At 71.6% G+C, this 12279-nt stretch carries 9 protein-coding genes and 1 pseudogene; 7 read left to right on the forward strand and 3 right to left on the reverse strand.

The window, feature by feature from the left end:
• Positions 1–98: 98 nt before the first annotated feature.
• From CR470_RS28990 to CR470_RS29015, 6 genes are all read left to right on the forward strand, one after another.
• Complete coding sequence (locus CR470_RS28990) at positions 99–1157, forward strand: FecCD family ABC transporter permease (RefSeq protein ID WP_097870460.1); 1059 nt, start codon at positions 99–101, stop codon at positions 1155–1157.
• On the forward strand, positions 1154–2212 hold the full coding sequence (locus CR470_RS28995) for a FecCD family ABC transporter permease (RefSeq protein WP_097870461.1): 1059 nt from the start codon (positions 1154–1156) through the stop codon (positions 2210–2212). Before CR470_RS28990 ends, CR470_RS28995 begins: the two co-directional genes overlap by 4 nt.
• A gap of 37 nt (positions 2213–2249) precedes the next feature.
• On the forward strand, positions 2250–3143 hold the full coding sequence (locus CR470_RS29000) for an ABC transporter ATP-binding protein (RefSeq protein WP_097870462.1): 894 nt from the start codon (positions 2250–2252) through the stop codon (positions 3141–3143).
• Positions 3144–3250: 107 nt separating this feature from the next.
• Positions 3251–4300 carry an iron-siderophore ABC transporter substrate-binding protein gene (locus CR470_RS29005; protein WP_097870463.1) on the forward strand — a complete coding sequence of 350 codons (1050 nt, stop codon included), beginning with the start codon at positions 3251–3253 and terminating at the stop codon, positions 4298–4300.
• Between the two features lie 63 nt (positions 4301–4363).
• Entirely contained in the window at positions 4364–6151 is a 1788-nt protein-coding gene (locus CR470_RS29010) for an ABC transporter ATP-binding protein (RefSeq protein ID WP_097870464.1), read from the forward strand.
• Between the two features lie 240 nt (positions 6152–6391).
• Complete coding sequence (locus tag CR470_RS29015) at positions 6392–8092, forward strand: ABC transporter ATP-binding protein (RefSeq protein ID WP_097870468.1); 1701 nt, start codon at positions 6392–6394, stop codon at positions 8090–8092.
• A 33-nt stretch (positions 8093–8125) separates the two neighbouring features.
• Here CR470_RS29015 and CR470_RS29020 read toward each other — a convergent pair whose 3' ends face one another.
• Positions 8126–8656, reverse strand: coding sequence for a DinB family protein (locus CR470_RS29020; RefSeq protein ID WP_097870465.1), 531 nt, complete (start codon positions 8654–8656; stop codon positions 8126–8128).
• Positions 8657–8740: 84 nt separating this feature from the next.
• The gene (locus tag CR470_RS29025) at positions 8741–9163 is read right to left on the reverse strand and encodes a MarR family winged helix-turn-helix transcriptional regulator (RefSeq protein ID WP_097870466.1); all 423 of its coding nucleotides are present in this window, start codon (positions 9161–9163) and stop codon (positions 8741–8743) included.
• A gap of 214 nt (positions 9164–9377) precedes the next feature.
• On the opposite strand from CR470_RS29025, the gene eno reads away from it, so the two are divergent.
• Positions 9378–10682, forward strand: a complete 1305-nt coding sequence (eno, locus tag CR470_RS29030; protein WP_097870467.1) for a phosphopyruvate hydratase — start codon at positions 9378–9380, stop codon at positions 10680–10682.
• A 322-nt stretch (positions 10683–11004) separates the two neighbouring features.
• On the opposite strand, the pseudogene CR470_RS29035 reads toward eno, so the two are convergent.
• Positions 11005–12279: pseudogene (locus tag CR470_RS29035) on the reverse strand (coagulation factor 5/8 type domain-containing protein); the annotation flags it as partial.

The raw sequence follows: 12279 nt of genomic DNA on the forward strand, positions 1-12279 counted from the left end.
GCCGCTGACCCGCGGCGCGTTCGGCGCTCGGCCCGCCCGGCGGCCCGCGGGGCGGGCCGAGCGCGAGCGATCCGATCGTAGGGATATCGTTCCTCGACATGTTCACCACCGCAGTGGAGCGCCCCGCGCCAGGGGGGACAACGGACACCCGGCGGCGGCGCGTCGTGGGACTGGGCGTCCTCACGGTGGCTCTGGTGATCGCGGCGACGGTCTCGTTGGCCGTCGGGGCGCGCGCGTTGAGCCCCGGCGAGGTCTGGCACGGGTTGTTCGCGGATCCCGACCCCGACCGGAAGCTCACCGAGATCCGGCTCATCGTGCAGACCGTGCGCCTGCCCCGGACGGTCCTCGCGATCGTGGCGGGCCTGGCCCTGGGCGTCGGCGGGGCGCTGATCCAGGGGTACACGCGCAACCCCATCGCCGACACCGGACTGCTGGGGGTGAACGCCGGAGCCTCCTTCGCGGTGGTGGCGGCCATCGCCCTGTTCGGGTTCACCAACCCGTTCCAGTACGTCTGGTTCGCCTTCGTGGGCGCGGGCATCGCCGGCGTCGTCGTCTTCGGCCTGGCGAGCCTCGGCAGGGGCGCGGGCAACCCGCTGACCCTCGCCCTGGCGGGGCAGGGCGTCACGGTGTTCCTCGCCGCGATGACCACGGCGGTGGCGCTGTCCGATCAGAAGTCCCTCAACGCGTTGCGGTTCTGGAACGCGGGCTCCGTGACGGGTGTCGGATTCGACGTCATCCGGCCGGTGACGGGATTCGTGGCCGTCGGCCTGGTCCTGGCGCTGATCACCCTGCCCGCCCTGAACCTGCTCAACCTGGGCGACGACGTGGCGCGGGCGCTCGGGGTGAACATCGCGGTGAGCCGCACGATCGGCATCGCCGCCATCACCCTGCTGGCGGGGGCCGCCACCGCGGCCTGCGGCCCCATCGCCTTCCTCGGGCTGATGGTGGCCCATGTGGCCCGGTATCTGACCGGCCCCGACTACCGCTGGCTGGTGCCGTACGCGGGTCTGCTCGGATCCGGTGTCCTGCTGGTCTGCGACATCGTGGGCCGGCTGGTCGTGCGGCCGGGAGAGCTGGAATCGGGCATCGTGGTCGCCCTCCTCGGGGCCCCCTTCTTCGCGGCCCTGGTGTGGCGAGGGAAGTTCAGGAGCGCATGAACGGGACCGAAGTGAAAGCGCCGATGCCGCCGGGTGTGCGGCTCGGCCGGGTGTCGTTCGTCTGGCGGCCCCGGCTCGTACTGGTCACGCTGGTGCTCGCGGCGGCGGTCTTCCTGGTCTTCTGCCTCTCCATCAGCATCGGGGACTTCCCCATCGGCCTCTCCCGGGTGATCGCCACCGTCCTCGGCCAGGGCGAACAGGTCGACGCCTTCGTGGTCATGGACCTCCGGATGCCCCGGGCGCTGGCCGGCCTCGTGGTGGGGATCGCCCTGGGCGTGTCCGGCGCGATCACCCAGTCCGTGGCACGCAACCCGCTCGCCAGCCCGGACGTCCTCGGGATCACCGCCGGAGCCGGCGCCGTCGCGGTGTTCCTGGTGACGGCCACGGGCGGGACCGCTGCGGCCGCCGGCTCGGTCGGGCTGCCCGCGGCAGCCCTCCTGGGAGGCCTCGGCACGGGGCTGCTGGTGTACTTCCTCGCCTGGCGGCGCGGCGTCGACGGCTTCCGGCTCATCCTCATCGGTATCTCGGTGACCGCCATGATGCAGGCGATCACGACCTGGCTGCTGGCCTCGGCCGACCTCCGGGACGTGGCGCGCGCCCAGGTGTGGCTGGTCGGCTCGCTGGACAGCCGGTCCTGGGACGAGGTGCGCGCGGCGTTCTGGTGCACGCTCGTCCTGCTGGCCATCGTCGCCGTCGTGGCCTTCCCGTTCAAGCCGATGCACCTCGGCGACGACGTCGCCGCCGGGCTCGGCGTACGGGTCGGCCGGGTGCGGGCCCTCCTGCTGCTCTGTGCGGTCCTGCTGGCCGCCGTGGGGGTGAGCGCGGCGGGGCCGGTCCCGTTCGTCGCGCTGGTGGCGCCCCAGGTGGCGATGCGCCTGGCGAGATGGCCGACGCCGCCGGTCATCACCTCCGGCCTGGTGGGCGCGTTGCTGCTGATCGGCTCGGACCTGGTGGCCCGTGCGGCCCTGCCGATCGGCCTTCCGGTCGGCGTGGTCACCGCCCTGATCGGCGGTCCGTTCCTCGTCTACCTGCTGGTACGGGCGAACCGCCGATAGATGGTAGAAGTATGACGAACCTCGACAAGGGGGGCTTGTGGCCGCTCAGTTCACCGCCAGGACCGATGCCGACGTCGGGGACGTCCCACGGCTGGCCGCCAGGGGCATCACCGTCGGATACGGCGACCGCACAGTCATCGACCAGCTCGACGTGGCCATTCCCCCCGGGGTGATCACCACGATCATCGGCCCCAACGGCTGTGGGAAATCGACCCTGTTGCGCACCCTGGCCCGGCTGCTCAAGCCGGCCGGCGGCACCGTCGTGCTGGACGGCGAGGACATCGGCGGGCTCCGGACCAGGGACGTGGCGAAGAAGCTCGGACTGCTGCCGCAGGCGCCGGTCGCCCCGGAGGGGCTGACCGTCGCCGACCTGGTCGCCCGCGGACGCCATCCGCACCAGAGCTGGCTGCGGCAGTGGTCCTCGGACGACGCCGACGTGGTGCGGCGCGCGCTGGCCATGACCGGGGTGGCGGACCTGGCGGACCGGCCCGTCGACTCACTGTCCGGCGGACAGCGCCAGCGCGTATGGATATCGATGGCCCTGGCCCAGGGCACCGGCCTGCTGCTGCTGGACGAGCCGACCACCTACCTGGACCTGGCCCACGCGATCGACGTACTCGACCTGGTCGACGATCTGCACGAGTCGGGCCGCACCGTGGTCATGGTGCTGCACGACCTCAATCTGGCCACGCGCTACAGCGACAACCTCGTCGTCATGCGGGCGGGAGCCGTCCTGGCGCAGGGGCACCCCCGGGACGTGATCACCGCCGAGCTGCTGCACGAGGCGTTCGGACTGCGGGCCAAGGTGATCGACGACCCGGTGGGCGCCCGGCCGCTCATCGTGCCGATCGGCCGGGCGCACGTCCGGCCCGAACCGCGGGTGGCGCCCGACGGGCCGTCGGCTCCCGAGGGGCGGCTCAATCCATCCTGACCAGGCGAAAGTTGACAGGTAAGGCTAGGCTGGCCTCGCGGCCCACGGTACAGTCTGGCTGCCCCGCACCGGGGCGCAGCGGACAGCGCGAAAGCAAGGGATTCCGGATGTCTCTCCAACGAACGACGCTGGTGAAGCGGCGGCGGCGGCTGGCCGCCGCGGTGTCCGCTGCCACCCTCGGCGTCGGTCTCCTCGCGGGATGCGGCAGCGACTCGGCGGACGAGAGGAACGACGACGCCCCGGCCGCGGCCGACGGCGCGTTCCCGGTCACCGTGGAGCACGCGTTCGGAACCACCGAGGTCGCCCGGGCCCCCCAGCGGGTCGTCACCGTCGGCTACACCGACGACCAGGCCGTCCTGGCGTTCGGCGTCAAGCCGGTCGGGATGGTCGACCAGTACCCGAACCCGGCCGGTCGGACGCCCGACATCAACACGCAGTGGCCCTGGGTGAAGGACCAGTGGGGCGACACCCGCCCCGAGGTCGTCATGAAGAACGGCGACGCGGGCCCCAACTTCGAGAAGATCGCCTCCCTGCGTCCCGACCTGATCATCGCGGTCTACTCCGAGGTCGACAGGGCGGCCTACGAGAAGCTCTCCAGAATCGCCCCGACCGTGGGCCGCACCAAGGGCGAGAAGGAACTCTTCAGCGCCCCGTGGCAGGACAACGCGGTGCACATCGCCAAGGCCCTCGGCAAGGAGAAGGAGGGCGCCGAACTGGTGAAGGGCATTCAGGGCAGGCTGAACGCCGCGAAGAAGGCCCACCCCGAGTTCGGCGGGCAGAAGGCCGTCGCGCTGTCCTGGTACAAGGACTCGATCTCGGCCTTCACCTCCACCGACGTACGCGGACGGCTCGTCACCGGCACCGGATTCACCTACCAGACCGAGATCGACAAGATCGCCGACGGAGGCTTCTTCACCGAGCTTTCCCCCGAGCGCGTCGATCTGGTGGACGTCGACCACATCTTCGTCATCAACGACAAGGCGGACACGGAGGCGCTCAAGAAGTTCGAGCTGTTCACCAACCTGCCGGCCGTCAAGAACGGCAAGGTCTCCTACCTGCTGGACAGCGAGGGCCCGGCGGTCGGGGCGGCGATGTCCCAGGGCACCCTGCTCTCCCTGCCGTACGCGATCGACGAGCTCGTCGCGTCGGTCAAGTAGAGACGCCGGTCACGTAGTGATGACGCCCCACCGCCCCGTTGCCCGCCGAGAACCGGTCCTCGTGTGACGGCCACCGACACTCCCGCCGCCCCGGCGACCCTGCGCACGGCGACCGGGGGCGAGGCCGCCCGCTGGGTGGCCGGGCACTGCCGACGAGCCCCGTGGCTGACGGCCTCCACCGTCCTCACCACGGTGGCCGGGGCCGCGCTCCAGGTACTCCCGGTACTGCTGCTCGGCCGGGTCGTCGACGGGGTCGTCGGGGGCGAGTCACGCTCGATACTGCTCACCGTCGGCGTCCTGATGGTGGCCGCCGCGCTGTTCGGCGCCGCTGCCACCGCGGCCTCCACCTTCCTGACCGGGAAGCTCGGGGCCGAACTGCTCGCGCGGCTCCGCGAGGAAGCCGTCCGCGCTGTGCTGGGGATGCCCAGCGCCCGCGTCGAAGAGGTCGGCCGGGGGGACGTGCTGTCCCGCGTCGGCGACGACGTGGCCGTGATCTCCAAGGGCATCCGGACCGCCGTCCCCACCGTGTTCTCGGCGGGCGTCCTGGTCGGCATCGCGACGATCGCCATGTTCGGTCTCGACTGGCGGCTCGGCCTGGCCGGAGCGTGCGCCCTGCCCGCGTACGCGCTGGCGCTGCGCTGGTACCTGCCCCGCTCGGCACCGCTCTACCGGAGGCAGCGGGTGGCCCAGGCCGACCGCGCCCAGGCGCTGATCAGCGGACTGAACGGCATCGACACGGTCCGCGCGTACCGCCTGGAGGACGCCGTGAGCGACAAGGTCACGAGCGAGTCGTGGCGGGTGCGCGATCTCGGCGTCGAGGTGTTCCGCTTCTTCGGCCGGTTCGTCGGCCGGGAGAACCGGGCCGAGTTCATCGGGCTCGTCCTCATCCTGCTCGTCGGGTACGCCCTCCTGGAGGCGGACGCCGCCACCCTGGGCGAGGTGTCGGCCGCCCCGTTGATGTTCCACCGCCTGTTCACCCCGCTGGGCGCCATCATGTTCACCTTCGACGAGGCGCAGAAGTCCGGAGCGAGCCTCGCCCGTCTCGTCGGCGTGTTCCAGGAGCCGTCCGAGCAGCGGCTGGTGGGCGACGGATCCGTCCTGCCCGCCGACGTCGCGCCGTACCCGGTCACGGTGGAGGGGCTGACCTTCAGCTATCCCGGGGCGGAGGAGCCGGTGCTGCGGGAGGTTTCCCTGTCCATCCCGGCCGGCGGTTCGCTCGCCCTGGTCGGGGCGACGGGCGCCGGCAAGTCGACGCTGGCCGCGCTCATCGCCGGCATCGGGAGACCGCAGGCCGGGTCCGTCCGCATCGGGACGCACGACCTCGCGGATACGGATGAGGCCGGGGCACGCGCGCTGGTGAGCATCCTGACCCAGGAGACCCATGTGTTCTCCGGTCCGCTCGCCGACGACCTGCGGCTCGCCGCACCCGACGCGAGCGACGACGAGCTGTGGGACGCGCTGCGCACGGTCGGCGCCGGAGGCTGGGCCGAACTCCTCCCCGAGGGCCTGAACGCCGTGGTCGGCGAGGGCGGCGAGCGGCTGGACGTCACCAGGGTCGCCCAGATCGCCCTGGCCCGGCTGGTGTTGAGCCGGTCCCCGGTGGTCGTGCTCGACGAGTCGACCGCGGAGGCGGGCAGTGAGGGCGCCGCCGAACTGGAACGCGCCGTGCTGGCCGCCTGCTCCGGCCGGACCACGCTGTTCGTGGCCCACCGCCTGACCCAGGCGATGACCGCGGACCGGATCGCCGTGCTGTCCGCGGGACGTGTGGTGGAGGAGGGAACGCACAGCGAACTGGTCGAGCTGGGCGGTCAGTACGCCCGGCTGTGGCGCGCGTGGCGAGAAGGCAGCTAGGGCCTCTCGTCGGGATCATGCCGGACTCCGGGAGCCCGGCAAGATCCAGACGAGAGGCCCTGGGCGTATCGATGACGAGCGTCGTCCACACCGGCCGGGACGCCCGGCGCGCCGGCCCCGGGGCGGCCGGCGCCGCCCGGACAGACGGGACCGGGGCCGTGGTCCGCGAGTACGGTCCTGTCAGCACCCTCCGCGATCTGTTCACCCCGCGAACCCCGGAAGCGATTGACCGCCACCTTGATGAAGACCTCCGACACCCAGCGGCCCCGCCCGGGGGCCGCCATCCTGCTCACGGCGCTGCGCCGCAACAAGGGCGCCACGGTCGTGGGCACCGTGCTCATGGGCCTGTACCAGGCGGCGGAGACCGCGTTCCCCATCGCGCTCGGCCTCATCGTCGAGCACACGATGCAGGACCGCGACCTCGGCTCGCTCGGCGTCGCCATCGGCTCGCTCGCCGTGATCATCACGACGGTGTCCCTGTCGTGGCGGTTCGGTATGCGCGTGCTGCAGAAGGCCAACACCACCGAAGCGCACCGCTGGCGGGTGCGGGTGGCCGCCTGCGGGCTCCAGCCGGTGGCCAGGGACGTGGACCTCAAGTCCGGCGAGATCCTGACCATCGCCACCGAGGACGCCGACCAGACCGCCGACATCATCGAGGTGGTGCCGCTGCTGATCAGCTCGCTGGTCGCGGTGGCCGTCGCGGCGGTCGCCCTGGGCCTCGCCGACCTCCGGCTCGGTCTGCTGGTGATCGTGGGGACCGTCGCGATCCTGTCGGTCCTCGCCGTGATGTCCAAGCGGATCGGGACCAGTACGCGGGAACAGCAGGCCAAGGTGGCCCGGGCGGGCGCCAAGGTCGCCGACCTGATCGTCGGCCTGCGCCCGCTGCACGGGTTCGGCGGCAACCACGCCGCCTTCGGGGCCTACCGCGAGGTCAGCACGGACGCGAAGCGCCAGGCGATCACCGTCGCCCGCGTGAACGGCGCCTACGCGGGCACCGCGCTGGCCCTCAACGCGGCCCTCGCCGCGGCCGTCTCCCTGACGGCCGGCCTGCTGGCGTTCGAGGGCCGGATCACCATCGGTGAACTCGTCATGGCCGTGGGCCTCGCGCAGTTCATCATGGAACCGCTCAGGCTGTTCGCCGAGATGCCCAAGTACGTGATGATGGCCCGTGCTTCGGCCGAGCGCATGGCTCTGGTGCTCTCCGCGCGGCCGGTGACGACACCGGGGACCGGGCGCCCGGAGCCCGGCGGAGACCTGGAGGTCGAAGGCGTACGCCACGGGACGCTCCAGGGGGTCACGTTCTCGGTGGCGGCCGGTGAGTTCGTGGCGATCGCCGCCTATCAGCCGCGTGCGGCGGCCGACCTCGCCTCCGTCCTCGCGGTGAACGCCGCCCCTCACACGTACGGGGGAGTGGTGCGGGTCGGCGGCCGGGAGATCGCCGGCCTGTCGATCGAGTCGGTCCGCGAACACCTGCTGGTGAACCCGTACGACGGAGAGATCTTCGCCGGCACGCTCCGTACGAACATCGACCCGTCGGGCACCGGCCGGACGATCGCGGACGCCGTCGAGGCGTCCATGCTCACCGACGTCGTCGCCCTGCACCGGGAGGGGCTCGACCATGCGGTACGCGACCGGGGATCGAACCTCTCCGGTGGCCAGCGCCAACGGCTGTCCCTCGCTCGTGCGTTGGCCGCCGACAGCGAGATACTGGTGCTGCACGACCCCACGACGGCCGTCGACGCGGTCACCGAACAGCTCATCGCGCGCAACGTCGCGAAGCTGCGCCGGGGCCGCACCACTCTCGTGATGACCAGCAGTCCGGCGCTCCTGGACGCCGCGGACCGGGTGCTCGTCCTGGACGGGGGCGTCGTCACCGCCGAGGACACCCACCGCAACCTCCTCGCCGGCGACGAGGCCTACTGCCGGGCCGTGGCCAGGTGAAACGGAACGGGGGCCGGCGCCACGGCGGCCCGGTCAGCCCGAGGACGCCGCGCGCACCATCCGGAGCTGCCCGATCTCCGCGACGTTCTTCATCAGCTCGGCGTTGACCCACGCGGCCATGTGCGCGACGGTGTGGTCCGGCCCCTGCTCCCAGGGAGACGACGGGGCGGCGGCGTCGAGAGCCGCGTCGTCGAGGCCGTCCAGCACCCCCAGCCACTCCTCCCGGAGCTCGCGCAGCCAGCCGATCGCTCCCTCGGCGTCGCCCGGCCACGCGACGTCCTCCCGGTCCCGGGGCTTGCGGCCCAGGGAGTGATCGACCGTCGTGCTCCACCACCAGCCGATGTGCCAGCTGAGCCAGCCGATCGTCGGCACCGGAACGGGATCGGGCTCCGTCTCCGCCCAGTCCGGCGTCCACCGGCCGTCGGCCCGCAGGTGCACCGTCCAGCACAACGGTGCCGGCTGCCAGAGGAAGTCCTCGGTGTCGAGTCGCTCCAGGTGGTACTCGAACAGCGACCAGGTCAGATCGAACTGGCGGCGCAGAAGGTCACATCGCGAAGCGTTCACCGGGCGACCCTGACACACCCGCGCGTCCCCGACAACGCGCTTTCCCGTGGTCCGGGCTCTCCGGCCGGAGGGAGTGCCCGGGTTCTAGTAAGCGGCGAGCCGTTCCATCAGGGCGGCACCGCGCGCGAGCGTCTCCTGCTCGTCTTCGCCGAGTTCGAGGTCGATGGCCCGGGCGAGCCAGTCGGCGCGGCGGTCGCGCTCCGCCTCCAGTGCCGCCCTTCCCACGTCGGAGAGGTCGACGAGGGACTTGCGGCCGTCCGTCGGGTGCGCCCGGCGGACGACGAGACCCTGGTCCATGAGGAGTCCGACCGCGCGGGCCATCGACTGGGGGCGCACGCGCTGGTCCGCCGCGAGGTCGCTGGTGGTCATGGCCCCGTCCCGGTCGAGGACGCCCAGTACGGCGACCTGACCGTGCGGGATCCGGTCCTCCTGCTTCACGCGTCGCGCGAGTTTGCCCATGGCGATGCGCAGATCGGCGGCGACGGTGGCGGGCTCGGGGGTGGGCATAGGGCACTTTAACCCGGCGATCGTCAGCGGGTCCCCGCACATGGCCCGCGGAGCACATCTGAACAGCACATCTGAACAGCGTGACTGCACAGCTAGGCTCAGCAGCTGACCTGAACAGCATATCTGAACAGTCTTGCTGTAGAGTTACGTCGTCGCGGCTCGCGCCGGCGTTGTCGCAAGAGTGCCGCGGCATGTGACTTCGGAAGGACCTCGCATGGCCCCCAAGGCAGTTGAGCCCACCGTCATCCAGTCCGTCACCGCCCGCCGGATCATCGACAGCCGGGGCAACCCCACCGTCGAGGCCGACGTCCGTCTCGCCGACGGCTCCCTCGGCCGCGCGGCGGTTCCCTCCGGCGCCTCCACCGGTGCCCGGGAGGCCCTGGAACTGCGCGACGGGGACGCCGGACGGTGGCACGGCAAGGGCGTCGACCGGGCGGTCGCCCACGTCAACGAGGACATCGCGGCCGCGGTCGTGGGCCGCGACGCGGACGACCAGGCGGGCCTGGACGCCGCGCTCGTCGCCCTCGACGGCACGCCCGACAAGTCCCGGCTCGGCGCGAACGCGATCCTCGGCGTCTCACTCGCCGGGGCGAAGGCCGCCGCGGCGGCCCACCGCCGGCCGCTCTACCGCCATCTCGGCGGATCCGACGCCCGCCTTCTCCCGCTGCCGATGATGAACATCATCAACGGCGGCGCGCACGCCGACAATCCGCTGGACTTCCAGGAGTTCATGATCGCGCCGGTGAGAGCGAAGACCTTCGCGGAAGCCGTCCGCATGGGCTCCGAGATCTTCCACACCCTGCGACGTGACCTGCTCGCCGCCGGACACGCCACCGGCGTCGGTGACGAAGGCGGCTTCGCGCCCGCGCTGCGCACGGCGGAGGAAGCGCTCGACTTCGTCATGAGCGCGGTCGAACGCACCGGGTACCGCCCCGGGACGGACATCGGCCTGATCATGGACCCGGCCTCGTCGGAGTTCTTCCGCGACGGCGCGTACGTGTACGAGGGCGAGGGCGTGCGCCGCACCCCTTCCGAACAGGTCGACTACCTGGTCAAGCTGATCGACGCGTACCCGGTCGTCTCCATCGAGGACCCGATGGCCGAGGATGACATGGACGGCTGGCGCGAGCTGACCACCCGCGTCGGGCACCGCTGCCAGCTCACCGGCGACGACGTGTTCTGTACCGACGAGGCGCAGGTACGCGAGGGGATCCGGACCGGTGTCGGCAACTCGGTCCTGGTGAAGGTCAACCAGATCGGCACCCTGACCGAAGCCCTCGCCACGGTCGCCACCGCCCGTCGTGCGGGCTGGAGCGCCGTGATGTCCCACCGCTCCGGCGAGACGGAGGACACCACGATCGCGGACCTGGCGGTCGCGACCGGCTGCGGCCAGATCAAGACCGGCTCGCTGTCCCGCTCCGACCGCACGGCCAAGTACAACCAGCTCATCAGGATCGAGGAGGAGTTGGGCGCATCGGCGCGGTACGCGGGCGGGGCGCTGCTGTCCCGCTCCCGATAGCCGGGCGGGGAGACTCCCGGGCGCGGCCCCTCGTGCGCGGAACGGGCGGCCCCCGGCGGACAGGTGCGTCCACCGGAGGCCGCCCTCCGTTCGCGGGGGTCCGGTCCGGGCCGCCGGACACCGGACCCGGGCCCCCGCTCCCGGGTCACCGGGTTCGGGCCGAAGAGGCCCGGGTCAGGGGAAGTTGACGACGGTCGAGGGGACCGTCGACGTTCCCGAGGTGGGGGATCCGACGTCGTTGATGACGTGCTCGTACTGGCCGTTGCCGCCGAGTGAGACGACGAGCAGGTTGTGGAACCTCACGCCGGGTTTCACGGGGNGTGGGGGATCCGACGTCGTTGATGACGTGCTCGTACTGGCCGTTGCCGCCGAGTGAGACGACGAGCAGGTTGTGGAACCTCACGCCGGGTTTCACGGGGGCCTTGAAGCCGTGTTCCTGGATGATGGTCGGGTCGACGTTGTAGTAGCAGTAGCTGCCCATGCCCCAGCCCTCGTGCTGTTCGACGGAGTCGTCGACGCGGTAGGCGGCGTAGCCCTTCGTGTCGCCGTTCTGGATGGCGGCCTGGTTGGGTGCGTCGTACGCCTTCTCGTTCTGGAAGAAGACCGTGCGGCCGCGCTCGCCGTACCATTCCACGTCGTACTTGTTGAAGTGCTCGACGAACAGGCCGGTGGCCAGGACGTCGTCGCCGTTGACGCGGACGCCGTAGTCGGCCCGGTTGGTCTCCCAGCCCCAGCCCTCGCCGTGGTCGGCGCGCCAGACCCAGGTGTGGTCGATGATCGTGTCGTCGCTGTTGACGACGATGCTGGTGGTCGCCTTGCCGGGGCCCGCGCCGCCGATCCGCACGAACACGTCCTGCAGCGAGGTCGGGTTCGCCGAGTGGTCCGCCGAGGCGTTCTCCGGGCCGACCTCNCGCCTTGCCGGGGCCCGCGCCGCCGATCCGCACGAACACGTCCTGCAGCGAGGTCGGGTTCGCCGAGTGGTCCGCCGAGGCGTTCTCCGGGCCGACCTCGATCAGGGTCTGCGAGTTCACCGGACCCGCGTCGACCAGGAGGCCCGCGAGCTTCACGCCGGACACGTCACCGACCTTGATGGCGGTCACCCCGTTGTCCGGGATGATCGTGGCCAGGCCGAGGCCGAGGGCCACGGTGTCCGCGCGGTCGATGTGGATGGTCTCGTCGATGTGGTAGACGCCGGGCGTGAACAGCAGGTGCAGACCCTGCTCCACGGCCGCGTTGATGGTGGCGGCGTCCGCCCCCTCCTTCACGACGTAGAACCGGTCCAGCGGGACCGACTCGCCCGCAGGCGCCCCGCCGTCCCAGGAAACGCCGCGCGCGTTCTCGCGCTTCTCCGGGACGAAGACCTTGTAGTCGTCGCCGTCGAGATGCAGGAACGGCTTCTCGCGGGAGATCGGGGTGGTGTCCAGCGTGGTGTACGGCGGCTCCGGGAAGCTGTTGGCCGGTGCGCCCTCGACGCCCGAGAACGTCATGTTCCAGACGCCGTTGGTCCAGCCGCCGACGGAGCTGTCGCGGGTGTACCACTGCTGCTGGGAGTACGGGCCGACCTGGCCGTCGATCTTGCTGTCGGCGATGTAGCCGC

The organism is Streptomyces sp. rh34 (genome assembly GCF_002551245.1).
Taxonomy (GTDB): domain Bacteria; phylum Actinomycetota; class Actinomycetes; order Streptomycetales; family Streptomycetaceae; genus Streptomyces.

Excerpts from the sequence above, each read along its gene's own strand:
- CR470_RS28990 (WP_097870460.1), top strand. The coding sequence starts at position 99 with ATGTTCACCACCGCAGTGGAGCGCCCCGCGCCAGGGGGGACAACGGAC.
- CR470_RS29025 (WP_097870466.1), bottom strand. The coding sequence starts at position 9,163 with ATGCCCACCCCCGAGCCCGCCACCGTCGCCGCCGATCTGCGCATCGCC.
- CR470_RS28995 (WP_097870461.1), top strand. The coding sequence starts at position 1,154 with ATGAACGGGACCGAAGTGAAAGCGCCGATGCCGCCGGGTGTGCGGCTC.
- CR470_RS29005 (WP_097870463.1), top strand. The coding sequence starts at position 3,251 with ATGTCTCTCCAACGAACGACGCTGGTGAAGCGGCGGCGGCGGCTGGCC.
- eno (WP_097870467.1), top strand. The coding sequence starts at position 9,378 with ATGGCCCCCAAGGCAGTTGAGCCCACCGTCATCCAGTCCGTCACCGCC.
- CR470_RS29015 (WP_097870468.1), top strand. The coding sequence starts at position 6,392 with ATGAAGACCTCCGACACCCAGCGGCCCCGCCCGGGGGCCGCCATCCTG.